We start from the raw sequence: 25087 nt of genomic DNA on the forward strand, positions 1-25087 counted from the left end.
AGAAGGGGAGGACGCGAAGCGGTTCAGGGGGTGCCTCATCTACCAGGCAGCATCCGCGAGAGCAGGCCGTCGCGGTCCACGATCTGGTGCTTGAGCGCGCCCGCGATGTGCAGCACCACCAGGCCCGCCATCGCAAATGCGGTGATCTGGTGCCAGGGTTTGATGGCTTCGGCCAGTTCCTTGCTCACGGGTACGAAGTCGGGCAGCTGCCAGAGGCCCAGGAACACGATGGGGAACCCAGCGGCCGAGCTGTAGGCCCAGCCAATCAGCGGCACGGCAAAAAACAGCGCATAGAGCAGCCCGTGCGTGGCGTGGTGCGCCAGCTTTTGCCAGCCCGGCATGGCCTTTTTGATGGCTGGCGGCAGGGCCGGGGGGCGGTGCGTGGCGCGCCACAGCAGGCGCAGCACCGAGAGCACGAGGAGGGTGACACCTGCCCATTTGTGCCAGTTGTAGAGCTTGAGCCGCTGCGGCGAAAACGGCAGGCCCGTCATGTAGATGCCCACGCCAAACAGCCCGATCAGCGCCAGGCCCAGCACCCAGTGCAAAAGCATGGCGGTGCGCGTGTAGCGGCGGGGCGGTGCGTCGGCGGCGGTGCGGGTGGCGGTGGCAGTCATCGGGAAAGAATGGGAGGGTCTGGCAAACAGGGTGCTGGGCGAACCTGCCAGCCTGTTCGGGGCTGACATCCGTCAAGCGATGGGGCAGTGTAGGAAGCCGTCGCCGCATTCGGCTTCAGGCAGATTGATGCTTCAATTCAAAAAAAATGAATTGATAGGGCCTGAGCGCTCAAAGTTCCCCAATGCTGTGCAAGTTGCACCTGCGCGCATCAGCGGGGGAGTGACGGCGGTGAATGCACCAGGAATGCCCTGGTTGGGTGTGGCCCCCACCGTTGCGGTCTGGGCAGGCTGCGAGGGATGTTCTTTGGGCGGCAAAGGACGGCACCCGGAAAGCGCAGCCCCTGCAAAAGGCCGTTTATCGGCTGAGCGCGGCCTTCTTCCAGGCCTCGGCAGCGGCATTTTCGTCGCCGCGTTTCTCTGCCAGTTCTGCAAGGTGGCGCCAGGCGCTGGCCCGCAGGCTGCTGTCGCCCAGCTGCTGCGCCGCCTGCGTGAGGAGCTGGTGGGCCTTGCCCCACAGCTGGCGCTTGAGGCAGGCCATGCCCGCCAGGTACTGCAGGCGGGCGTCGCGCGGGTTGGCCTGCTGGGCTGATTCGATGCGGGCCAGCCAGGGGGCGTCGAGCGCATCCAGCCCCGCCTCCAGCGCGCGGACCAGCTTCAGCGCATGGTGTTCGGCCAGCGCGTCGGGCAGGTCCACCATGCGGTCCCACACGGGCAGCAGCCAGGCGCGCACCTGCGTGGCATCACCACCCAGGGCGGCCAGCCGCTGCGCGGCGTGGATGGCCAGCTCGGGCATGCTGCGCTCGGACGACTCCAGCGACATCCAGGTCTGCTGCAGCTGTGCGGTGTCGTGCGCGCTGTTGATGAGTTCGATGGCCAGGCCCCGCACGATGCTCTGGGCCGCTGCGGGCGAGAACGCACGGTGCTTGCCCAGCAAGCGCGCGGTGTCCAGCGCGTCCTGCGTCTGGCGTGCCAGGCGCGTGGCTTTGAGCCTGATACGCAGCGACAGCGTGCGCCGTGCGGCGCCCTGCGGCAGGGCCGCAAGGCGGTCGAGCGCGGCGCTGGCATCGCGGTCGTCCAGCGACCAGCGGGCGGCCCGCATCTGGGCGCCCTCGCGCATTTCCTGCTCGTTCACGCTGCCGCGCAGCGGCGCCTCCTGCAAGGCGTCCTGCAGATGGCTTTCGCGCGTGGCGCTGTCTTGCAGGGCGTGCGATGCCTCGGCGGCAATCATGTGGGCCAGGGCGCGCAGCTGGCGGCCGTGGGGCACGGCCTCGCCGGCGCTGGCCAGTGCGTGTTCTTGTGACAACGCGGCCACCGCCGCCTTGCGCGAGCGGATGAAGCGGCCGCCCAGCATGTGGGTCAGGGCATCCAGCAAGGCCGCGTGCATGGTGCGCTCCTTTTGCTGCACGCGCCAGCGGCGGGCCTGGTGGGGCAGTTCCAGCAGGGCGGCGAGCGCGCGCAGCGCCGCGTAGACGGTGACAAAGCCGCCCACCAGCAGCAGCACCACCATGTTCAGCGACAGGTCGATGCGGTAGGGCGGCCAATACAGGGTGACGGTGCCCTGGTTGTTGCCCGCAAACAGCGCGGCCGCCACGGCCACGCCAAACAATGCCAAAAGCCAAAGAGCTGCACGCATATCAGTTATCCAATGCTCCGCGTGCGTCCACGACCGTCGAAACTGGCGTGCCCCAAGGCCAGTGCCCCCGCGCAAGGGCCGCCCCGCCGCGCTGGGGGCGTCCCCCTCCCGCTTCGCGAAGCGAAGCGGGAGGGGGGGAAGGCGCGAAGCGACTCAGGGGGAGCGTCATCATCTTCCAGCAGCGGCGGTAGCCAGCGCAGAGAGCGTTTCGTCCAGGCGCGGCTGCTCGGCCGCCTTCATGCTGGCCTGGGCGGTTTGCAGCGTGCTGGCCGCGTTCTGCGTGCGGCGCGAGGCCGGGTCGAAGTATTTGTTCAGCGCCACCGTGGCGGCCGCCAGGTCGGCGCGGGCCGATTCAAACTGGCGCGCCAGCACACCCAGGCGGGCGTTGAGCAGCTTGAGCTTGAGGTTTTCGCGCAGGAAGAAGGTCTGCTCGGGTGCCAGCAGGATCGCCTCGGGCTGGTCGATGCGGCTCACGCGCACCAGGCCCCGGGCCTCATCGCGCACCACCTCCCAGCTGCGCTGCAGGGCGGCCTGCCACCAGGCCAGGTTGCCCTGGTTGGGTGGCGTGGTGCCTTCTGGGGCGGGTGTTGCGGCCAGGCGGCGGGTGGCGGCGGCCTGGGCCACGGCGTTCAGCACGGGCAGCTCGTCCACCTGGCGCACCAGGTCGTCCAGGCGGCCCAGCAGGCCGGCGGTGTCGGTGACGGTGGCGCGAGTCAGGCGATCCAGGTCACGCCCAATGGCGCGCTGCACGGGTGCCAGACGGGGCTGGGCGGCGCGTTCGATGCGCTGGTTGGCGCTTTTGAGGGCGGCCACCAGCGGCTCCAGGCTGCCGGTGAGCTGTGCCTGCTGCTGGGCCAGGCGAATGGCGGATTCGATGTCCACCACCAGGTTTTCATCGCGCGAGCGCGAAAGGCTTTGCATGAGTTCTTCGAGCTGGCTGCGCTGCAGCGCCACCTCGCTCACCCGCGCTTCGGCCACCGACAGGCGGGCGGCCGTCTCACGCACCAGCTCTTCGGCCTGGCGGGCCATGGTGCGGGCCTCGATGGCCTGCGCGCCCGAGTCCGCAGACTGCCGGGCCAGTTGTTCCTGGATGGAGCTGAGCTTTTGCCATAGCAGGCCGCTGCTCACCAGCGCTGCCGCGGCCACTGCGCCCAGCAGCAGCGTCACCGCACCGCCCCGGCCGGGGGCTGCGGGTGCCGCCATGGGCGCTGCGGGTGGTGCGGGGGGCAGTTCGTTGGGGGGCGCGGAGCTCATGCGGCCGATTCTATCGAGGCCACCACGTCTTCCAGCGCCGGACGGCATTCCCGCACCGTGCCAAATCCGGCTGCACGGGCCGCTTCGGCGATGCGCGGGTGGGTGGCCAGCGCGTGCGCGGCGCCCCAGTGCTGGCCTGGCAGGGCTTCGGCCAGGTGGGCCACGGCTTCAGAGCTGCTCAGCAGCCAGATGGAGCCGTCGTGCGCCGCCTGTTGCGCCAACGCCACCTCGTGCGCCGAAAAATGCGGTGCGCCGCGTTGGTAGGCCACCACAAACTCCACCGTGCCACCCGCCGCCTCGATCTGGCGTGCCAGCCAGTCGCGACCGTTGCCTTGGCTTTCATGCACACCCTGGGGCGTGTCGGATCTCCCGCGCACGATCAGCACGCAGTCGCCGGGCCGGATCTGCGCAAAGACCTGCTGCCACAGCGCTTCCGAGTCGAACTGGGGGGCATCCGGCGCCGGGCCATCGATGCAGCCAGGCGGCACACCGGCCTGCTCCAGCGCACGCGCCGTGCCGGGGCCAGGTGCCCATGCTCTTGTTTTTATAGCTTCCAGTGCTTGTCCATCAAGCGCCGGGGCCTTATTTGGCTCAAAAAAATGGACCACCGCATTGCCGCTGACAAACATCAGCGCCCGGTACTGCGAAAGCCGGGCATGCGCCAAGGTGAGTGCTTGCTCTGCCGCCGCATCACGGCAGGGGCCGATGGCGATGAGCGGCAGGGCCACGGCATCCACACCGCGCGCGCCCAGCAGCTCTACCCAGTGTGCAGCCTCGCGGGCGGGCCGCGTGACGATCACCCGGGGCATGGCTTGGCCGATCAATTCAGGGGTTCGGCGCCCCGCGCGCCACCGGCACGCAGGCGCTGCGCAATCGCGTCGCCCAGCGCCTCGGCCTGTGCCAGCGTGGTGACGGCGGCGCTGGCCGCTGCGCGCACCAGCGGGGCCTGTGTGTCCACGTCGCCCCAGGCGGCGTCGAGCTGCAGCACGCCGTCGGTGAACGTGCCATGCGCCGCCAGCGGCATCGAGCAGCTGCCGCCCATGGCGCGGCTCACGGCGCGTTCGGCGGCCACGGTCAGCCAGGTGGGTTGGTGCGCAAGTGGCGCCAACGCGTCGATCAGGTCTTGTCGGTCGCTGCGCACCTCAATGCCCAAGGCGCCCTGGCCGGCCGCTGGCAGCATGGCCGTGGGCGCAAACGCAGAGCGGATGCGGGATTCGAGCCCCAGGCGTTTCAGGCCTGCCGCCGCCAGCACGATGGCGTCGTACTGGCCTTCGTCCAGCTTGCGCAGGCGGGTGTCGAGGTTGCCGCGCAGCGGCTCGATCTTCAGGTCGGGCCGCAGGGCCTGCAGCAGCACCTGGCGGCGCAGGCTCGAAGTGCCCACCACCGCGCCCTGGGGCAGGGCGTCGAGGTTTTCGTAGCGGGGCGAGACAAACGCATCGCGCGGGTCTTCGCGCTCCATCACGCAGGCCAGTGCAAAACCCTCGGGCAGCTCCATGGGCACATCCTTGAGCGAATGCACCGCAATGTGCGCGCGGCCTTCTTCCAGCGCCACTTCCAGCTCTTTCACAAACAGGCCCTTGCCGCCCACCTTGCTGAGCGATCGGTCCAGGATCTGGTCGCCTTTGGTCGTCATGCCCAGCAGCTCCACCTGGTGGCCGCGTGCGCGCAAAAGGGCCTGCACATGCTCGGCCTGCCAGAGTGCCAGGCGGCTCTCTCGGGTGGCAATGACGATGGAAAGGGGGGAATGGGCGAGGCTCAAGTTCGTAACCTGTTTGTAATCATTCAGGGGCGGGCGATGCTAGCATGCGCCCGCACTGGGGCCGGTGCGCCCCGGGGGACGCGGGGGCAGGCGGCGCCAGGTCACCTACCCACCTCCGGAGACCCACGCACCATGAAACGATCCGACAAGGACCAGCCCCTGATTGACGACATCCGCCTGCTCGGCCGCATTCTGGGCGACGTGATCCGGGACCAGGAGGGCGTGGCCGCGTATGAGCTGGTGGAGCAGGTGCGCAAGCTCTCCGTCGCCTTCCGCCGTGATGCCGACCAGGAGGCCGACCGCGCATTGAAGAAGCTGCTCAAGTCCCTGTCGGGCGACCAGACGGTGAGCGTGATCCGCGCGTTTACCTACTTCAGCCACCTGGCCAACCTGGCCGAAGACCGCCACCACATCCGCCGCCGCGCCGTGCACGAGCGTGCGGGCGATACGCAAGAGGGCAGCATCGAAGTGGCCCTGTCGCGCCTGCGCTGGGCCGGCATCGCGCCCAAGACGATTTCACAGACGCTGGCGGGCAGCTACGTGGCCCCCGTGCTCACCGCCCACCCCACCGAAGTGCAGCGCAAGAGCATTCTGGACGCCGAGCGCGACATCGCCCAGCTGCTGGCCACGCGCGACGACATCCAGGTGCGCGCCCAGCTCTACAACAGCGCCAAGGACGCACTCACCCCGCGCGAACTGGCCGCCAACGAAGCCCTGCTGCGTGCCCGGGTGGCCCAGCTCTGGCAGACGCGCCTGCTGCGCTACAGCAAGCTCACGGTGGCCGACGAGATCGAGAACGCGCTGTCGTATTACGAAGCCACCTTCCTGCGCGAGATCCCCAAGATCTACGCCGACCTCGAAAACGAACTGGGCCAGTACCCCGTGCACAGCTTTCTGCGCATGGGCCAGTGGATTGGCGGCGACCGCGACGGCAACCCCAACGTAACCGCGCAGACCCTGCGCTACGCCCTGGGCCGCCAGGCCGAGGTGGCCCTGCGCCACTACCTGACCGAGGTGCACTACCTGGGCGGCGAGCTGTCGCTGTCTGCCCGCCTGGTGCAGGTGTCCGCCGAGATGGAGGCCCTGGCCCAGCGCTCGCCCGACACCAACGAACACCGCGTGGACGAGCCCTACCGCCGCGCCCTCACCGGCATTTATGCGCGCCTCGCAGCGTCACTGAAGGACTTGACCGGCGGCGAGGCCGCACGCCACGCCGTGGCCCCGCAAAACGCCTACGGCAGCGCAGACGAATTCCTGGCCGACCTGCGTGTGATCGAAGCGTCATTGAAGTCGCACCACGGCGAAGCCCTGGCCGCAGAGCGCCTGCACCCGCTGATCCGCGCCGTGCAGGTGTTCGGCTTTCACCTCGCCACGGTGGATTTGCGCCAAAGCTCCGACAAACATGAAGAAGTGGTGGCCGAGCTGCTGGCCACGGCCCGCATCGAGCCTCACTACGCAGGCTTGCAGGAAGCCGCCAAGCGCGCATTGCTCATCAAGCTGCTCAACGACGCCCGCCCGCTGCGCGTGGTGGGTGCCCAGTATTCGGCCCATGCCCAGGGCGAGCTGGCCATCTTCGAAACCGCCCGCGTGATGCGCGAGCGCTTCGGCCACGAGGCCATCCGCCACTACATCATCAGCCACACCGAAACGGTGAGCGACCTGCTCGAAGTGCTGCTGCTGCAAAAGGAAGTGGGCCTGATGAGCGGCACCCTGGATGCCGAGTCCAAGAACCACCTCATCGTGGTGCCCCTGTTCGAAACCATCGAAGACCTGCGCAATGCCGCGCCCATCATGCGCGAGTTCTATGCGCTGCCCGGCGTGGCCGCCCTGGTGCAGCGCAGCGGTGGCGAGCAGGACATCATGCTGGGCTACAGCGACAGCAACAAGGACGGCGGCATCTTCACCAGCAACTGGGAGCTGTACCGTGCCGAGATCGCGCTGGTGGAGCTGTTTGACGAACTGGCCACCAGCCACGGCATCCAGCTGCGCATGTTCCACGGCCGGGGCGGCACCGTGGGCCGGGGCGGCGGCCCCAGCTACCAGGCCATCCTGGCCCAGCCCCCCGGCACCGTGCGCGGCCAGATCCGCCTGACGGAGCAGGGCGAAGTCATCGCGTCGAAATACGCCAACCCCGAGATCGGCCGCCGCAACCTCGAAACCCTGGTGGCCGCCACGCTCGAAGCCACGCTGCTGCAGCCCACCAAGCCCGCCACCAAGGCCTTTCTGGATGCCGCCGCGCAGCTCTCTCTGGCCAGCATGGGCAGCTACCGCGCGCTGGTGTACGAAACCCCGGGCTTCACCGAGTATTTCTTCAACTCCACCCCCATCCGCGAGATCGCCGAGCTCAACATTGGCTCCCGCCCCGCCAGCCGCAAGGCCAGCCAAAAGATCGAAGACCTGCGCGCCATCCCCTGGGGCTTCAGCTGGGGCCAGTGCCGCCTCACGCTGCCCGGCTGGTACGGCTTTGGCTCGGCCGTCGATGCGTTTGTGAACCTGGAAGGCAAAGACCCCAAGACCCAGCTGGCCCTGCTGCAAAAGATGTACCGCCAATGGCCGTTCTTCCGCACGCTGCTGTCCAACATGGACATGGTGCTGGCCAAAAGCGACCTGGCCCTGGCCTCACGCTACAGCGAACTCGTCACCGACGCGCGCCTGCGCAAAAAGGTGTTCACCAGCATTGAGGCCGAATGGCACCGCACGGCCGACGCCCTCACGCGCATCACCGGCGACAAACAGCGCCTGATGCACAACACCGCGCTGGCCCGCTCCATCAAGCACCGCTTCCCGTACATCGACCCGCTGCACCATCTGCAGGTAGAGCTGGTGCGCCGCTGGCGCGCGGGGCTGGGGGATGAACGGGTGCAGACGGGGATTCACATTTCTATCAATGGGATTGCTGCGGGGTTGAGGAATACGGGGTAATGGTAATTAATTGAGGTGAGTTATTTGGCTTGAAAAATTGAGGGGGATTTGTGAAAATAATTAATAAATACACTTTTGGTCTTCTTTTGCTAATTTTTGCGACGTGGAGTGCCAATGCGGAGGAAATAGGGTTTAGGAAAGATCCAAAATACAAATTTCAAACAGCCTCAGGACGCAGTTCTAGTCTCATGCATTTTGACAGCTTGGATGCAGCATTCCAGGAAGTCCAGGCAAAATATGCTGAAATGAGCATAAACAATGTGCGTTATGAAGCCAAAAATCTACGAGAAAAACCTAGTACTATAAATTTTAATGGTCTTCCGATTTACTACATGTGGGATGTATATAGGACCAGTGACGGAAAATTAGATATTTCCGAATCTGAAAATATAGGGCGTTATGGATATTGCGAACAAGACGCCAATCCCGTGCAGGGAGAAAAAGAGTGGGTGCTCTATCTCAATGTAAGCTAATTGTGGTGCTCAAAAGAAGTTTCGATTCCACTTGAGGTTACTCCCATTGCTAAGGCAAAAAATTCTTGCGAAGCAACAAGTTATAAAGACTTCTTTGCAAACAATGCAGATGGGGGCGCGATTGGCAACCCAATCATCGTTCCGGCTGGCGAAAAGGTGCAGACTGAGTTGGATTATGCAGATGGGGGCGTTGGCATACTCAACGTGGAGCGCTATTTTCGCAGCCGATGGGCTACAGACAGTTTAGCGAAAGACTACAGGCAAGGCCGCGCCTGGAGACATAACCATGCTGCAGGCTTCAATCAAATCAGTGCCCATGAGCTGAGAATTGACTTGCCGGGTGGCAAGGAACGACTATTTGTGCGAGATACCTTTCCCAATCCGGATGCTCCGGGTGATTGGCGACCCGCCAATGGGCTGGATGTCCTGGTGAAGAATGTAAATATATGGGTGCTGCGATTGGCGGGTAGCGGTACTATTTACAATTTTAATCTCCAAGGTCAATTGAAATCCGTAGTGGAACCTAACGGATGGGTAACAAGTTATTCTTACAATGGAGATCTTCTCACCGACGTGCGAGATCCCTTCGGAAGATTTCTTCGGTATGAATATGGATCTGGTGGATTTATTGCACGCATAGTGCTGCCCGATGGTACTGCAGTCGCATACTCTTATGATGGAGCAAATCGACTGCAGGATGCCATCTATGCAAATCAAGACTTTCGCACGTATCACTATGAAAACGCCAGTTCTCCTAAATTGTTGACTGGAATTTCAATTCAAGGGCAACGGTACGCGACTTTTGGTTACGGCGCCAAAGCGGTTGCCACAAGTACTTTTTACGCAGGGGGGGTTGGTAAGTATCTTGTTGATTATGGCGGAGCTCCGATTCCTGCAATAGGTGCGACCGTGACGGATCCATTGGGTACAAATAGATACTATACTTTTGGTATAGTCAAAGGCATTTGGGCTGTGACAGCCGCCAACACATATTCGCCAACGGGAAAACCCGATGCAGCCACGCGTGTGCAGAATGACGTTGGTCTAGTGACATCCATATCGGATTTCCAAAATGTATCTACTAATATTCAGTGGGATAACTCACGAAGATTACCGCTAATCGTCACCGAAGCGACCAATAGGGCCGAATCACGCACCATACAAACCACCTGGCACCCCCAGTGGCGCCTACCTGTCACGGTGACCGAGCATGGGCGCACCACCAGCTACACCTACGACAGCCTGGGCAACCCCCTGACCCAGACCATCACCGACACCGGTGGTGGCTCGGGCGGTTCGGGTAGCTCCCGCACCACCACCTGGACCTACCACGCGAGCGGCCTGGTCTCCACCGAGACCGCCCCCAACGGCGCCACCACCAGCTACCAGTACGACAGCGCAGGCAACCTGACAAGCGCCACCAACGCCCTGGGCCATGTGGACACCTACACCCACGATGGCGCAGGCCGCGTGCTCAGCCACACCGCGCCCACCGGCCTGGTGGCCACCTATACCTACGACGCCCGCGGCCGCATGCTCACCGCCAACCGGGGCGGGCAGCTCACCACGCTCACCTACCGCGCGAGCGGCCAGGTCGCCACCGCCAGCCTGCCGCACGGCCATGTGGTCACCTACACCTACGACGCCGCCCAGCGCCTCACGGGCTGGAGCGACAACCGGGGCCACTCCGGCGCCTACACCCTGGACGCCATGGGCAACCGCACCCAAGAGGACATCCGCAATCGCCAGGGGCAAACGGTGTGGCGCCTGGCGCGCACCATCAACAGCCTCAACCGCGTGCAATCCGTCACTCTCGGTGGGCAGTCCACTACTTTCAACTATGACGGTAACGGTGAAGCGTACGCTGCCACCAATGGCCTGGGCCAGTACTCTGGCCGAAATTTAGACGCTCTGCGCCGTGTTGTAGGGGTTACCAACGGCGAGGGCTATGGAGCCTCCCTGAGCTACAACGCCCTCGATGGCGTCATCCAGGCCACCGACTTCAAGGGCGTGGCCACCACCTACACCCGCGACGCCCTGGGCAACGCCACCGCAGAAACCAGCCCCGACAGCGGCGCCGAGAGCGCCCAGTACGACGCACTGGGCCTGCCCAGCACCATCACCGACGCCCTGGGCCAAGCCACCACCATCGAACGCGACCTGCTGGGTCGCCCCACCCTCATCACCCACGCAGGGGGGCGCATCACCAGCCTGCGCTACGACCTCACGGCCACGGGCAAAGGGTTCCTGGGCGAGATCGTGGACGCCAGCGGCACCACCACCTACCAGCGCGACGCCCATGGCCGCGTCACCACCAAAACCCAGGCCCTGATCAATGGCGACACCCGCAGCGTCAGCTACGGCTACAACGCCCAGGGCCTGCTGGCCAGCACCACCTACCCCGGCGGGCAAGTGCTGCAAAACGTCTACGACACCACCGGCCAACTGACCGGCCTGACCTGGGCGGGCCAACCGCTGGTCACCGGCATCACCTGGAGCCCGCTGGGCCAGCCCACCGGCTGGAGCTGGAGCCTGCCCGGTGGCACGGCCGCCATCCCGGCCACCCGCAGCTACAACACCGCAGGCCAAGTCACCGCCACGGACTTCAGCAGCTACCAGTACGACGCGGCAGGGCGCATCCAGACCCTCACGCAAAAGCTCTGGCGCCCGGCCAGCACCAACCCCCAGGCCAGCACCATCAGCCAGGTCACCAGCACCTGGACCGTGCAATACAGCCCCGCAGGCCGCATCACCGGCTTTACCAAGAACACGGCGGCCAACGCCCCCGTGGACACCGCCACCTTCCAGTACGACGCCAACGGCAACCGCACCGCCAGCACCCGTGACCTGGCAGGCACCAGCACCAGCCGCACCTACGGCGGCGACGCCAGCCACAACCGCCTGCTGGGCTTTGAGCAGACGGCTACCAGCACCACTGGCAACACGGCTACCACCAGCGTCACCTACCAATACAACCCCGCAGGCGACCTGCTGGGCGACGGCCTGACCACCTACCGCTACGACAGCGAAGGCCGCCTGGAGAGCGCCAGCACCGGCCAGGGCGAAGACGCCCCCACCACCAAATACGCCCACAACGCGCTGGGCCAGCGCGTGTTCAAGACCGAGCCTTTGTACAGCGGCACCCAAAGCAGCAGCACCGGCAACAAAACCGGCAAGAACCTGAACAACCTGCTGGCCGACGACGAGGGGGCAGAACCCGCCCAGGCCGAGCAGCCCGGCCTGGTCCAATGGCTCCTGGGCTTCTGGAGCAGACTCTGGAGCCCCGGCACCAGCGATGCCGAGAAACTGGGCTTTAGCTACGTGTATGCCGAAGACGGCAGCCTGCTGGGCGAATACGGCTCGGGCGGCACCAACAGCTCAGGCACCGCGCAATACCTGTACCTGCCCACCGCCAGCGGCCCCATGCCGATCGCAGCGGTGATCAAGGGAACCGCCTACGCCATCCACAGCGACCACCTGAACACCCCGAGGAAGCTCACCCAGGCCGATGGGCAAACCGCGTGGCAGTGGGCGTACAGTGCGTTTGGGGATGAGCAGCCGACGATTGGGGCCAAGCGGTTCACGAACGAGACGACCACACCGACGACGGGGGCCACCAGCATTCCTGAAGTCACGTTCAACCTGCGGTATCCGGGGCAGTACTTCGACAAGGAGACGAAGCTGAACTACAACTACCACCGCAGCTACGCACCGGGGACGGGGCGGTATACGCAGGGGGATCCGATTGGGTTGGATGGGGGGTGGAATCGGTTTGGGTATGTTGATGCTGATCCATTGAGATATTTTGATTCCCTCGGTCTTTGCCGGTGTGAAAACATTCTCGAGCAAGCTGAGTTACTCAATAATGACTCTCGTTATTCATTGCGTGCCCCGTATCGCCCTGGCCCAAATACCAATAAATGCAATACCTTCGTTGATGATGTTCTCGAATCAACTGGTGTTGCACCTCGGCGCAATTGGTTGAGTATGCCGATTAGTGCAGGAAAATGGGCAGACCCTACTGCAACCATACCGAATTTTCCGGTGGTGACTGATCCTCGACCGGGCGATATCGTCGCTATAGCCCGTTGGACACCTGACTCCTCGGGGCATGTAGCAATCGTGAAAGTCCCGGGGGTGTCGACAATTGGAGCGGGTACTGAAGCGGGCTCTCACACGACCAGCTGGCCTTGGGATTTAAACAAATTTCCCCAAGGAATCCCCGTATATAGGAGGTGCATGTGCCAGTGATTTCAATAAATCGAAGGGCTCAAAAACATCTGTTTGTCAGATTGCTTTTTTTGGTAGGGGCTGTTTTTTTGTCAGGTTGCGAGTTCAAAGATAATGAATTTCCTGAGAGGTGGAAAATTAATTACTCGGGAAAGAGAATTTATGAATTGAAATTGCTATTTGGAAAGCCTGACGAGGATGTTTCTGAAAAGCAATTTTTAAACTGGATTGATCGAGATGAGGAGGGTATGAAAATTCTGAAGGTTGTTTGTGCCGATAAGTGTAGTGATGATGAATATCCAACTAGAATATTGTTTTATAAATACTTTAATAATGGAGATAGATCAAAATACACTGTGATTTTTGATGGAGGCAGAGGAATTCGCTAGTTGAGGCACTTCAAGCATAAGCGGGGCGGAAAAATGACGGATTCAAAAATGAAGCGCAACACGCCCCACACATGCCAGCTTGTGATTATTGAAATAATTGGAAATAATTGGGGTCAGGTCTTGCCTTTTGCCATCAACCCATAGAAACTCTCTCGCGCCATCAGATTGATCAGTGAGTTTCCAAAGGCTTGAACATGGCAAGACCCCTGCGAATCGAGTTTCCAGGTGCGGTGTATCACGTGACTTCGCGGGGAGACCGGCGTGAACCCATCTTTCTGGGTGACGTTGACCGCGAAGACCTGTTGAGCGTTTTGGGTCAAGCGCTGCATCGCTTTGATGCATGTGCTGTGGCTTGGTGCTTTATGGACAACCACTACCACTTTGTGCTGCACACCAGGCAACCTAACTTGTCGCTTTTGATGCGCCATATCAATGGTGTCTATACCCAGCGCTTTAATCGGCGCCACGGCAAGGTGGGGCATCTTTTTCAAGGGCGGTTCAAAGCCATCCTGGTGGACCGGGATGCCTACCTTCTGGAGGTGTGCCGCTATGTGGAGCTGAACAGGGTGCGCGCCCACCTGGTAGAGCATCCTGCCCAGTGGCCGTGGTGCAGTTACCACGCGCTGGCGGGTCTGAGCCCTGCACCTGATTGGCTGGATGCGCAGGCCGTGTGGGGCTATCTGCTGGGGCGCGATGCACAGGATGCACAGGCAAGGGCTCAGGCGGCCCATGCTTATGTCGCGTTGGTGCAAGCGGGGCAGGGGGTTCAACTTTGGGCCCAGGGCTTGCGCCAGCAAATGTATCTGGGCAATGAAGACTTCGTGCTGCGCATGCAGGCGCTGGCCAGTGACCGCGCCGTGAGCGCCAAAGAAATCCCCAAACAACAGCGTGCCAGCCCCAAGAGCCTGCAAGACTGGCTTGCCGAGTGCCCCACGCGGGATCAGGCCTTGGTGCAGGCGCACTACGCGTCACAAATCAGCCTGTCAGAGATCGCGCGCCAATTGGGCTTGTCCGTGTCGCGGGTCAGCCGTATCGTGTCGGCACATCGGGCTGCGATATTGGCTGGTTCTGAGTAGTGCTTATCTGAAGGGGTTGGGATGGCAAAAGGCAAGACCTGACCCCTTTGTGACTTGCGGTATCCGGGGCAGTACTTCGACAAGGAGACGAAGCTGCACTACAACTACCACCGCAGCTACGCACCGGGGACGGGGCGGTATACGCAGGGGGATCCGATTGGGTTGGATGGGGGGTGGAATCCGTTTACCTATGTGGGGGGCAATCCGCTGAGCATGATTGATCCGCAGGGCCTTGATGGCATCAGTGCGATGGCGGACCGTGTTGCAGGGATACCCTATGGCCGAGACGGTGATAAATACGACCCAAACTTCACTATTACCAAGCGAGGTGTTTGTGATGGTTCGACGGATCCCATGTGTGCGGCTGGTTTGGCTGCTGCTGGTTTGCCTGGTCCATACTTCAGCGAAACAAAGACCTACAGCACTGCGTGCATCTTGGGTGTAGGTGTTGTGGTGAAGGGCGGTGGCGCCGTCGCTGGCAATACGGTTGCTAATCAAGTACCTAAAGTTGCGCTGCAATTGGGCGCAGGGGCGCGAGCCATGAGTTGGATTGTGCGCGGTGTTTCCGTTTTCACCAACCCAGTTACTGCCGTTAGTTCACTTGGTTATGCAATCGGTCCATTGCTTGAGCATTGCGAGATCAAACCTCCGGTTTGCGAGGCCAAATGAAAACTCCTCGACAAATAGCTGGACTGCTTTTTCTATTGGTTGGCGCAGTACTCCTGATAATGCAAAGAGTGTTCACAGCAGTAGCCCCGATGTGGGTTGATGTCACATTGCTGATCTTAAGTGGACTGTGCGTGTTGGCCGCATTAGTCTTGGCGCAAGGAGTCAACTCTAGCTCGAAAGAGTCTGAGGAAGTGGGGACAAAGAAGGGGCCAAACTCAGACTGAATCCGTGACACCTATTGCATTCTCAAGGAGCTGAACAGGGTGCGCGCCCACCTGGTAGAGCACCCTGTCCCGTGGCCGTGGCACAGTTATTAGGGTCAGGTCTTGCCTTTTGCCTCAACCGCGCAACACTCCCCACCGGGGTTTGGTTGGCAGCTATTGAAAACTCCTAAATTGATAGCTGGTAGCGCCTGTCTATCAAGCGCTAGCGGCCAATTTGGCTCCAAACCCGGCAAGGCCAGCAGGCTCCACACCCTGCTGGCCTTGGTCCTCGTCTTTGCCGGGGCCACATAAAGCAAAGCGCCAGCACCGGCCAAGGCGAAGACGCCCCCACCACCAAATACGCCCACAACGGCCTGGGCCAGCGCGAGTTTCATTGGGGTCAGGTCTTGCCTTTTGCCTCAACCGCGCAACACTCTCCACCGGGGTTTGGTTGGCAGCTATTGAAAACTCCTAAATCCATAGCTGCCAGCGATTACCCATCAAGCGCCAGCGGCCAATTTGGCGTCAAACTCGGCAAGGCCAGCAGGCTTCACGCCCTGTTGGCCTTGGTCCTTGTCTTTTCCGGGCCCAGATCACAAGCCACAGGCCAGCGTCCCCAGTGTTTCCCGGCCTTGCATTGGTTGCCTTGGTGAAATGGACCAGCAACCGCAGCATCACGGTAGAACACAGCCGCCCACTGGGCGACAGCCTTGCCGCCCACCCCGCCCCTCAATCCCCCAGCAACTCCCCCACGGCCTTTAGATCTTCCACCCGGTCGCACACCGCCTTCACGGCCATCATCACCGGGATGCCCAGCAGCAGGCCCCACAGCCCCCACAGCCAGCCCCAGGCGAGCACGCTGACGAACACGGCCACGGGGCTCATGCTGCTGGTGCGGCTGGTGAGCCAGGGGGTGAGCAGGTTGCCCACCAGCGTGTGGATGACCATGGATGCACCGCCGATGGCCAGGGCCATGTCCAGGGTGCCGAACTGCAGGAAGGCCACCAGGGCCGATGCGCCGGTGACCAGGGCCGAGCCGATGTAGGGTGCGAGGTTGAGCACCCCGGCCACCACGCCCCACACGGCGGCGTTCTCCAGGCCCAGGGCCCAGTAGGCAAGGCCGGTGGCCACACCCACCAGCACGCTGGTGAACACCTGCACCATCAGGTAGCGCTGGATCTGGTTGGTGATGTCTTCCAGCACGTGGATGGTGACCTTGCGCCGCTCCAGGCTGGTGCCCGCGATACGCAGCAGCTTGCTGCGAAACAGGTTGCCCGATGCCAGCGCAAAGAAGGTGAGAAACACCACCACCGTGAGCTGCCCCAGCGCAGACATGAGCCCCATGGTGCCGCTCCACAGATAGTCGCGGATGTTGAAGGGGGGGCGCTCTACCACCACGCGCTGCACGCCGCGCCGGGGCGGGCTGGCGACGGCGCTGTTTTCGTTGGCGGCCTGTTCGATCTGCGTGGCGGCCTTTTGCATGGTGTCGAGCGGGCTGCTGGCGCCGCTGCGCGCCTTGATGCTGTCGCGCACCTTCTTGGCGGCCACGGGCAGCGAATCCACCAGTTGCGCGGCGCCGTCGCTCAGCGACCAGGCGGCGCTGGCCAGGCCCAGAACGATGGCGATCAGCAGCACACCGGCCCCCAGCCAGCGGGGCACATAACAGCGCCGCAAGACTTCCACCACAGGCCGCAGGGCGGTGGTGAGCAGCAGGCTGAGCATGATGGGGATGAACACGGCGCTGGCCCAGTGCAGCAGGGCCACGCTGGCAAACAGCGCCAGCAGCGCGAGCGAGAGGTTGCGCACGTCCACGGGCATGTGGAGCATGAGCGGGCCGGGGAGGAATGCGCTGGCGGGGGTGGATGCGGTGGCGGCCGCATCGGGGTGGGGGGTGTGCGCGGCGGCAGCCTGCGCGGGCGCCTGGGCAGTGGTGGCCTCGGTGGCGGCTGCCGTGGTTTCGGGTGTGGCCGGTGCGGGCTGGGCCGTGGGGGCCAACGATGGTGACGCCGATGGGTGCGGCGTGCCTGCGCCGGGGCTGCCGGTTGCCGGCGCGGCCTCCGGTGCGGGCTCGGCCGCGAGCGGGGCGGGGGATGAGTTGGGCGGCAACGGGGGGGCGGCGGGCGCGGTCATGCGCGAATTGTGCGGCAGGTGTTGCCGGGGTTGTGTAGGTGCCCACCCCTGCTGTGCAGGGTGCGCCGCCAAAGTGCGATGCAAATCCGGCGCTTATTGGCCGATGGCCGCTGCCTCCCCCCACTAGGATGGCGCAATGCCATTGGACCGCATGCACCTTTTCGCCGTCACCTTCAATACCACCACTACCAGGGGCTCGTGCGCATGAAACACCACCGATCCCTCGCCCGGGTGCCGTTCTGGGCGGCTGCCCCCGCCGCCGTGGCGGCCGTGCTGCTGCTGGGGGGCTGCTCGTCCCTGGATGTGCCGCGTGCCGACAACTACCCCGTCAGCGACCAGAAAAAGGCGCGCGCCGTGCACCACTGGGATGTGCTGGCCGACGACGTGGCCAGCCGCGTGGCCGGCAAGATCAGCGCCTGGCCTGCGGGTGAGTACCCCATCTATGTGGCGCCGTCTGCGGGCGATACGAGCTTCAACAACGGGTTTCGCAAGCTGCTGATCACGCGGCTGCTGGACAAGGGCGTGACGTTGTCCACCCAGCCCACGGCGGTCACCATGACGTTCGAGACGCAGCTGGTGCAGCACGAGGCGCGGGTCAACAGCATGGGCCCCTTGCCCTGGACGCGCCTGGCGCTGGGCGTGGGCGTGGCGCGCGATTGGTACCTGTACCACCAGAGCGCGGGCTCGATGCTGGCCGGTGTCACGGCCCTGGGCCTGGTGACCGACCTCACGCAGTACGCCATCAGCGGGCCGGCCGCAGGCGGCCCCACGCGCACCGAGGTGCTGATCACCACGTCGCTGGAGGGCGGGGACCGCTATCTGGCGCGCACCGCCGATGTGTACTACATCGAGCAGGAGGATTCGGTGCTCTACAAGACCAAGGCGCCCGAGATGCCCCCACCGCCCCCGCCCGCACCCCCGCCGCCCACGCCCGTGAAAACCTGGCGGGTGGTTGCACCATGACGGCCCGGCCATCCTTCTGCGACAGGGTGCCGACCCGGGCGCCCGCTGTGGCGTTCTTGTTGGTGGCATTCGTGGCAATGGGCCTGCTGCAGGGCTGCGTGACCAACCCGATGCACAGCTACTACTACGGTGACCGGGCGGGCGGAATATCGCGCAGCAACCTCATCGAGCTGAACGACCGCGCCACCGATGCGTTGCTGCAATACGCACCGCTGGACGCCAACCAGCCCGTGCTGGTGGCCACGCTGGTCAGTGTGGACCGGCTCACTGAGTCATCGCGGCTGGGCCGCATCTTCTCCGAGCAGATCGCGGGCCGCATGGTGCACCGGGGCCTGAAGGTGACCGAGGTGAAACTGCGCGAGAACCTGCTGCTGCAGCGCGACCAGGGCGAGCTGCTGCTGTCACGCGAGGTGCGCGAGGTGAGCCAGGCACAGGACGCGCAGGCCGTGGTGGTGGGCACGTATGCGGTGTCCACGTCGGTGGTGTACATCAGCCTCAAGCTGGTGAACCCGGTGGGCAACACCGTGGTGGCGGCGCACAACTATGCGGTGCCCATGGATGAAAACGTGCGGGCGCTGCTGGCCGGGCGTTGAGCGGTGAGCATGGAGGACTGCATGCCACATGCAGGAAAGCCCCCTTGAGGGGCTGTTTCTTTTTTGCTATTAAAAATATAGCTGTTAGCGCTTTTGAATAAAGCGCTGGAGGCTATTTTCCATCAATTTCTCAATGCAACATGAGTGCACCGGCTGTCTTGCTCTTGCCAGCGCGGGCGGGTGGGTTGCACAGGCCGCAGGTGAAGTGGCGGTTCTCATACAGCTCGGTCACAAACTGGCCACTGCACTGGCTGCACTTGGTGCGCGTCAACATGCCGGCATCCACAAACTTCACCAGGCGCCAGGCGCGGGTGAACGACAGCAGGGGTTCGATCTCGGCCGTGGCCACTTGCTCGTTGTACAGGCGGTAGGCCTTGGTCAGCAGCTCCACCGAATCCAGGTCCACGCCCTTGGACAGGTATTCGTAGATGTTCAGAAACAGCGAGCTGTGGATGTTCTCTTGCCAGGTCAGGAACCAGTCGGTGGAGAAGGGCAACTGGCCCTTCGACGGTGACTTGCCCGCGATCTCCTTGTACAGCCGGATCAGGCGCTCATACGACAGCGTGGTTTCCGATTCGAGCACCTGCATGCGGGCGCCCATCTGGATCAGCATGGCCGCACGTTCGATCTGTTTGGATTCGTTCAGCACGCTCTTGGCGGGGGCTTTGGCAGCGGGGGCGTTGGTGGACATGGCGGGCTTTCGGTGGAGACTGGGAGAAGAAGGCTGTGGGCAAATGCTTCAGAGCACTTCCGACACGCGGCTGGCCATCAGGATGTTGGCGTGCAGCGTGTTGGTGGCTTCGTTGCCCACCTTCTTGGCAGAGTGGTTGGTGAGCAAGCTCCACACCAGGTTGTCGTCCACGCGGAAGCTGCAAAGAAGCGTGTTGCGGGAGGCCAGTTTCATCACTTGCGCTGCCGACAGAGATGCCAGAATATCGGCAGACTCTTCGTTCATGCCCAAGCGGAACACGGCTTCGGCCTTGTCCTGGCGAATCAGGGTCTGGGCCAACATCAGGTAGGTGAGGTTGGCTTCGCGGATTTCAGCGAGGAGTTGTTCGTTGGTCATGGCAGCTTCCTTTTTTCCAGTACCGGGTCTTGCGTTTTCTGCTGATTGCAGGTTTTGCGTGATCCGTTGAAATGGATTGTGAAACCGCCCCAATCAGAAATTAAGTCGGGGTTTGGCTGTGCCGCGTGTCTGGTTTCGCGGTGGGCCATGTAGGAATTTGCCCTACAAGCCGATCAGGCACCGTCCGGCATTTCACAGGGTGTGGCTTGCTGCGGCCTCGGGCCCGTGTGTGCGGGATCTGCTCATGGTTTTGATAGCGCCTGCAAAACCATCTTTTTTGCGCTTTTGCAACCCTTGCCGCCTGATACGGACCGGCACACCCCCGTTCAGAGCCGCAAAAGAACCCAGCGAGGCGGTTTTGGCCAGGCGTAGTGTCGCAAGGCAGTGCGCGTGGTGCGGCAAGACGCAGCCACGGCGCCTGAAGTTTTTTGGGGTCCCTCTCAGCCTTTTTCGACCGGCCGCGTGGGGTCGCTGCACCACTCGCTCCAGCTGCCCGCAAAGAGCGCGGTCGTGCCCAGGCCTGCAACCTCCATCGCGAGCAGATTGGGCACGGCACTCACGCCGCTGCCGCACTGGTGCACCACGGTGGCGGGGTTGCGGCCGGCCAGCAGGGCGTCGAACTCTGCGCGCAGCACGGCGGCAGGCTTGAAGCGGCCGTCGGTGCCGATGTTCTCGGCAAAGGGGCGGTTGAGCGCGCCTGGAATGTGGCCCGCCACGGGGTCCAGCGGCTCCACTTCGCCCCGGTAGCGGGCGCCAGCGCGGGCGTCGATCACGGTCTGGCCGGGCTGCTGCAGGCGCGCGAGCACGTCGCTGGCCGTGGCCAGCTGGCGCAGGGGTTCGCCCAGCTGGAAGTTGGACTGGAAGTGTGCGGGCTCGTCGCCGCTGTTCACGGCCCCCCCGTTGGCCTGCCAGGCCTGCAGCCCACCGTCGAGCGCTGCCACCGCGTCATGGCCCGCCCACTTGAGCATCCACCACAGGCGGCCACAGTAGTTGGCGCCCTGGCGGTCGTACACCACGGCCTGCATGCCGTTGGCAAAACCCACGCTGGAGAGCCACATGGCAAAACGCTCGCGGCTGGGCAGCGGGTGGCGGCCGCCGGATGCGGGCTGGTCGGCCTCTTGTGCCGTGAGCGTGCCGGTGGCGCCGGGTGCACCGTGCTTGGCGCTGAGGTCGTTGTTCAGGTCGGCGTACACGGCGCCGGGAATATGGGCTTGCGCACATTGCTGCGCGCCTGCCGTGGGTTGCATCAGGTCGAAGCTGCAGTCAAACACCATCAGCGGCGCACCGCTGGCGATGAGGGCTTGCAGGTCGTGGGCGGAGATGAGCGTGGTGTAGGGGGTCATCGGCAGAAAATGGGCAAAGTGACGGAGTGCGTCGAAAGGGGTTCCATTGTGGCCATCTTGGTACGCGGTGTGCTCGTCACTTCGTATCCATCAGTGTTCTTCGGCAGGGGCCCCGGGCGCAGCCCGCGCACGCAGGATGGTGGCCACAATGCCGCTGCCCACGATGAGTGCCATGCCGATCCAGCCGATGGGCGGAATCTTGTCGCCAAACAGCAGCACGCTGTAGACAGCGGCAAACACGATGCCCGAATACTGCAGATTGGCCACCACCAGTGTGCCGCGCTGGGTCTTGGCGCTGGCGTAGGCCTTGGTCATGCACAGTTGGCCGCCCGCTGCCAGAACTCCGATGGGCAGCAGCCACAACGCCTGCCAGCCCGGCCAGTCCGAGGTGCCGGTGAACAGCATGCCCACGCCGCCCGCCACCGCAGAGCCTACGGCGAAGTAGAAGACGGTGCGCGATTCGGGTTCACCCAGGCGCGACAGCGCCACCACCTGCATATAGGCAAACGCAGCCGTCAGGCCGGACATCAGCCCGATCAGTCCGGCAAAGGCCTGGTTCTGGTCCAAGCTGGGGCGCAGCATCAGCACCACGCCCACAAAACCGACCAGCACGGTCAGCACCAGCGGGCCTTGCAGGGCAGGGCGCGGGGTGGCTGGCGAGGGGCGCCAGGCCAGCAGCGTGCCCCCGATCAGGAAGGCGGCGATCCACACGCTGCTCATGTAGTTGAGCGTCATGGCCGTGGCCAGGGGCAGGTGGGCAATGGCAAAGAACCAGGCACCGAGCGATGTCACACCCACCAGGCTGCGCCAGGCGTGCATGCCGGGGTATTGCGTGGCAAGCCGCACCTTTTGCGAGCGCGCCAGCAGCCACAGGATGAACATGCCGATCAGGCCCCGGTAGCACACCAGCTCGGCCGAGTTGAAGAAGTCCGATGCGATCTTGACGCACACGCCCATGCTGGCAAACAGGAACGCGGCCAACACCATCCAGAGGGCTTGCATCGGGTTGTGATCTCTTGAAGCGCGCCGTGGGGCGCAGAAATGAAAATAGCTGCCAGCGCTTATTTTTTAAGCACTGGCAGCTATTGTAATGAGAGCAGACCACGGCGGGCCTGCAGATTGGCGGGGTTTTGCCGCCGTATTCAGCGTTTTGGCGTGGCCGGGTCGATGGTGTCCGAGCCCATCGCCTCACGGTACCACTCGTGGAAGTGCTGCATGCCGTCTTCCATGGGGCTTTGGTAGGGGCCGACCTCGTTGTCGCCGCGCGCCAGCAGCGCCTTGCGGCCTGCATCCATGCGCTCGCCGATTTCGTCGTCCTCGATGCAGGTCTCCATATAGGCGGCCTTCTGCGCCTCGACGAATTCGCGCTCGAACGCCGCGATCTCTTCGGGGTAATAGAACTCCACCATGTTCAGCGTCTTGGTGGGGCTGATGGGGTGCAGCGTGGACACCGTGAGCACATGCGGGTACCACTCCACCATGATGTGCGGGTACAGCGTGAGCCAGATGGCGCCATATTTGGGCGGCTTGCCTTCGCGGTAGGCCAGCAGGGCTTCGTGCCAGCGTTCGTACACCGGGCTGCCGGCCTTGCCCAGGCGGTTGGCCACGCCCACGGTCTGCACCGAGTAGTTCTTGCCGAACTCCCAGCGCAGGTCGTCGCAGGTCACAAAGCTGCCCAGGCCGGGGTGGAAGGGACCGACGTGGTAGTCCTCCAGGTAGACCTCGATGAAGGTCTTCCAGTTGTAGTTGCACTCGTGCAGCTCCACGTGGTCGAGCACGTAACCGCCAAAGTCCAGATCGGCGCGTGGTCCCATCTGGGCCAGGTCGGCGGCCACGTCGTAGCCGTTTTCTTCAAACAGCAGGCCGTTCCACTCGCGCAGCTTGTAGTTGTTGAGGTTCAGGCACGGGTCGTGCGCGAAGTGAGGTGCACCCAGCAGTTCGCCCTGGGGGTTGTACGTCCAGCGGTGCAAGGGGCACACGATGTTGCCGCCCGCGCTGCCCTTTTGCTGGGTGTTCAGCGACCCTTTGCCCTTGAGCATGACGGCCTGGCGGTGGCGGCAGACGTTGGAGACCAGCTCGACGCCGCCCTGGGCGTTGCGCACCAGGGCACGGCCCTCGCCCTCCTGGGGCAGAGCGTAGTAGTCGCCCGTATTGGGCACTGCCAATTGGTGCCCCACGTAGCGGGGCCCGCGCTGGAAGATGGAATCCAGCTCGCGCTGGAACAGCGCATCGTCAAAGTAGCTTGAAACTGGTAGTTGGCTTGCGGCCTGCTGCAGTTGAAGACTTAAATCAGACATGGGTGACCTGACCTAAAGACTCCCCACAGGGGGAAAGTGCGGGAGGTGCGCCTGGGAATGCGCATCTGGAAAAAAGGAAACCGGCTAGGGGGCTAGCCGGCTCGACTGGAATGGGATTATAGGCGGTGGGGTTATTCCCGCACCCCTGCTACGTGAATAGAAAACATCGCTTTCTGAAAATAGAGCGGCGTCACGGATCGGACCGCATCTGACACGGATGGTGTACTGGTGCGCCTAAAATCACCGGTTTTTCACCCGCGCTCTGCCGCCCCCTCCATGCCCAAGGCCCCTGCAACCCCCGCTCCTCCCGCCGAACCTGCCAGCTACGAGGCAGCCCTGGAAGAGCTGGAGCAACTCGTGGCCCGCATCGAGTCGGGCCAGTTGCCGCTGGACCAGATGCTGGCCGGCTACCAGCGCGGCGCCACGCTGCTGGCGTTTTGCCGCCAGCGGCTGGATGCCGTGCAGGACCAGATCAAGGTGCTGGACGAAGGGCAACTGCAACCATGGAACCAGGAATGAGCGCGGTGCCAATGACTTCTGCGAGCCAGCCCCTGGATATAAATCTCTGGAGCCAGAACCACCTGGCCCGCGTGGAGCAGGCCCTGTCGCAATGGGTGGGCGATGGCGCACCCGCCGGGCTGGGCGACGCCATGCGCTACGCGGTGCTCGATGGCGGCAAGCGGCTGCGGCCCCTGCTGGTGCTGGCAGCCTACGAGGCGGTCTGCAGTGGCGCATCGGCCTCTGCGGTGTATGACGATGCCGCGCTGCGCGCTGCCTGTGCGGTGGAGCTGATCCACGCCTACTCGCTGGTGCACGACGACATGCCCTGCATGGACAACGATGTGCTGCGCCGAGGCAAGCCCACCGTGCACGTGCAGTTTGGCGAAGCCCAGGCGCTGCTGGCCGGCGACGCCCTGCAGGCCTTTGCGTTTGAACTGCTCACGCCCGACAACACCCTCATCCCCGCGGCCACCCAGGCCACGCTGTGCAGGCTGCTGGCGCGGGCCGCGGGCTCGGCCGGCATGGCGGGTGGGCAGGCGATCGACCTGGCCAGCGTGGGGGTTGCGCTGACCGAAGCGCAGTTGCGCCAGATGCACCGCCTCAAGACCGGCGCGTTGCTGCAGGGCAGTGTGCTCATGGGGGCGGTGTGTGGCCACGCCGTGGGCGCGGCCTACCAGGCGCTGTCCGACTACGGCGCGGCCATGGGCCTTGCGTTCCAGGTGGTCGATGACATTCTGGATGTGGTGGCCGATTCCGCCACGCTGGGCAAGACCGCTGGCAAGGATGCCGCAGCCGACAAGCCCACCTACGTGTCTTTGCTGGGGCTCGCGCGGGCGCAGGCCTACGCCCAGGAACTGCTGGCCGAGGCGCATGCGGCCCTGGCCCACAGCGGCCTGCCCGACACCCGTGCGCTGGGCGCGCTGGCGGACATGGTGGTGCGCCGCTCGCATTGAGCCAGGCCCGATGATCCGT

21 protein-coding genes and 1 pseudogene are annotated in these 25087 nt (G+C 63.7%); 11 read left to right on the top strand and 11 right to left on the bottom strand.

Translation table 11 applies throughout. The annotated features are described in order from the left end of the window. Positions 1–35: 35 nt before the first annotated feature. The 5 genes from IB243_RS24350 to hemC all read right to left on the bottom strand — a co-directional run bounded on the left by IB243_RS24350 (position 36) and on the right by hemC (position 5260). Positions 36–614, bottom strand: a complete 579-nt coding sequence (locus IB243_RS24350) for a cytochrome b (RefSeq protein WP_192429753.1) — start codon at positions 612–614, stop codon at positions 36–38. Positions 615–969: 355 nt separating this feature from the next. Beyond that, positions 970–2247 carry a heme biosynthesis HemY N-terminal domain-containing protein gene (locus IB243_RS24355; protein ID WP_192429754.1) on the bottom strand — a complete coding sequence of 426 codons (1278 nt, stop codon included), beginning with the start codon at positions 2245–2247 and terminating at the stop codon, positions 970–972. Positions 2248–2415: 168 nt separating this feature from the next. Next, a complete protein-coding gene (locus tag IB243_RS24360) occupies positions 2416–3501 on the bottom strand; it encodes a uroporphyrinogen-III C-methyltransferase (protein ID WP_192429755.1) in 1086 nt (361 codons plus the stop codon). Beyond that, on the bottom strand, positions 3498–4310 hold the full coding sequence (locus IB243_RS24365) for a uroporphyrinogen-III synthase (RefSeq protein WP_192429756.1): 813 nt from the start codon (positions 4308–4310) through the stop codon (positions 3498–3500). The genes IB243_RS24360 and IB243_RS24365 overlap by 4 nt, the downstream gene beginning before the upstream one ends. Before the next feature lie 11 nt (positions 4311–4321). Next, positions 4322–5260 (bottom strand): hydroxymethylbilane synthase, encoded by a 939-nt coding sequence (hemC, locus tag IB243_RS24370; RefSeq protein ID WP_057225439.1) that lies wholly within the window; start codon positions 5258–5260, stop codon positions 4322–4324. Positions 5261–5392: 132 nt separating this feature from the next. Here hemC and ppc point away from each other — a divergent pair, with 132 nt between their 5' ends. The 7 genes and pseudogenes from ppc (at position 5393) to IB243_RS24400 (ending at position 15019) form a co-directional block, all read left to right on the top strand. Next, a complete protein-coding gene (gene ppc, locus IB243_RS24375) occupies positions 5393–8182 on the top strand; it encodes a phosphoenolpyruvate carboxylase (protein ID WP_192429757.1) in 2790 nt (929 codons plus the stop codon). A gap of 50 nt (positions 8183–8232) precedes the next feature. Continuing rightward, the gene (locus IB243_RS24380; protein WP_192429758.1) at positions 8233–8655 is read left to right on the top strand and encodes a hypothetical protein; all 423 of its coding nucleotides are present in this window, start codon (positions 8233–8235) and stop codon (positions 8653–8655) included. 450 nt (positions 8656–9105) lie between these two features. Further along, on the top strand, positions 9106–12906 hold the full coding sequence (locus tag IB243_RS24385) for an RHS repeat-associated core domain-containing protein (RefSeq protein WP_370540391.1): 3801 nt from the start codon (positions 9106–9108) through the stop codon (positions 12904–12906). Next, positions 12897–13274, top strand: coding sequence for a hypothetical protein (locus IB243_RS24390; protein WP_192429760.1), 378 nt, complete (start codon positions 12897–12899; stop codon positions 13272–13274). Before IB243_RS24385 ends, IB243_RS24390 begins: the two co-directional genes overlap by 10 nt. 194 nt (positions 13275–13468) lie before the next feature. Further along, a pseudogene (locus IB243_RS27515) lies at positions 13469–13771 on the top strand (transposase); the annotation flags it as partial. Positions 13772–13786: 15 nt separating this feature from the next. Beyond that, complete coding sequence (locus IB243_RS27520) at positions 13787–14350, top strand: sigma factor-like helix-turn-helix DNA-binding protein (protein ID WP_370540392.1); 564 nt, start codon at positions 13787–13789, stop codon at positions 14348–14350. A gap of 54 nt (positions 14351–14404) precedes the next feature. Then, the gene (locus tag IB243_RS24400) at positions 14405–15019 is read left to right on the top strand and encodes an RHS repeat-associated core domain-containing protein (protein ID WP_192429762.1); all 615 of its coding nucleotides are present in this window, start codon (positions 14405–14407) and stop codon (positions 15017–15019) included. Positions 15020–15951: 932 nt separating this feature from the next. On the opposite strand, the gene IB243_RS24405 is transcribed toward IB243_RS24400, so the two are convergent. Continuing rightward, complete coding sequence (locus IB243_RS24405; RefSeq protein ID WP_225585311.1) at positions 15952–17352, bottom strand: AI-2E family transporter; 1401 nt, start codon at positions 17350–17352, stop codon at positions 15952–15954. 204 nt (positions 17353–17556) lie between these two features. Between IB243_RS24405 and IB243_RS24410 the strand changes: the two genes are divergently transcribed. Both IB243_RS24410 and IB243_RS24415 read left to right on the top strand, forming a co-directional pair. Beyond that, positions 17557–18315, top strand: coding sequence for a hypothetical protein (locus IB243_RS24410; RefSeq protein WP_225585312.1), 759 nt, complete (start codon positions 17557–17559; stop codon positions 18313–18315). Between the two features lie 77 nt (positions 18316–18392). Then, the gene (locus IB243_RS24415) at positions 18393–18908 is read left to right on the top strand and encodes a FlgO family outer membrane protein (RefSeq protein ID WP_010459841.1); all 516 of its coding nucleotides are present in this window, start codon (positions 18393–18395) and stop codon (positions 18906–18908) included. A 130-nt stretch (positions 18909–19038) separates the two neighbouring features. On the opposite strand, the gene flhC is transcribed toward IB243_RS24415, so the two are convergent. The 5 genes from flhC to IB243_RS24440 all read right to left on the bottom strand — a co-directional run bounded on the left by flhC (position 19039) and on the right by IB243_RS24440 (position 23614). Beyond that, positions 19039–19599, bottom strand: coding sequence for a flagellar transcriptional regulator FlhC (flhC, locus tag IB243_RS24420; RefSeq protein ID WP_010459839.1), 561 nt, complete (start codon positions 19597–19599; stop codon positions 19039–19041). Positions 19600–19647: 48 nt separating this feature from the next. Then, on the bottom strand, positions 19648–19974 hold the full coding sequence (gene flhD / locus IB243_RS24425) for a flagellar transcriptional regulator FlhD (protein WP_008902803.1): 327 nt from the start codon (positions 19972–19974) through the stop codon (positions 19648–19650). Positions 19975–20414: 440 nt separating this feature from the next. After that, positions 20415–21317 (bottom strand): sulfurtransferase, encoded by a 903-nt coding sequence (locus IB243_RS24430; RefSeq protein ID WP_192429763.1) that lies wholly within the window; start codon positions 21315–21317, stop codon positions 20415–20417. A 90-nt stretch (positions 21318–21407) separates the two neighbouring features. Further along, positions 21408–22319, bottom strand: a complete 912-nt coding sequence (locus IB243_RS24435; RefSeq protein WP_029413377.1) for a DMT family transporter — start codon at positions 22317–22319, stop codon at positions 21408–21410. A gap of 140 nt (positions 22320–22459) precedes the next feature. After that, on the bottom strand, positions 22460–23614 hold the full coding sequence (locus tag IB243_RS24440; RefSeq protein WP_192429764.1) for an aromatic ring-hydroxylating dioxygenase subunit alpha: 1155 nt from the start codon (positions 23612–23614) through the stop codon (positions 22460–22462). Between the two features lie 276 nt (positions 23615–23890). Here IB243_RS24440 and xseB point away from each other — a divergent pair, with 276 nt between their 5' ends. Next, positions 23891–24133 carry an exodeoxyribonuclease VII small subunit gene (xseB, locus tag IB243_RS24445; RefSeq protein ID WP_057225454.1) on the top strand — a complete coding sequence of 81 codons (243 nt, stop codon included), beginning with the start codon at positions 23891–23893 and terminating at the stop codon, positions 24131–24133. Between the two features lie 11 nt (positions 24134–24144). After that, complete coding sequence (locus IB243_RS24450; RefSeq protein WP_370540385.1) at positions 24145–25068, top strand: polyprenyl synthetase family protein; 924 nt, start codon at positions 24145–24147, stop codon at positions 25066–25068. Positions 25069–25087 lie beyond the last annotated feature (19 nt).

Origin of the sequence: Acidovorax sp. ACV01, assembly GCF_014851495.1 — a bacterium.
Classification (GTDB): Bacteria; Pseudomonadota; Gammaproteobacteria; order Burkholderiales; family Burkholderiaceae_C; genus Acidovorax; species Acidovorax radicis.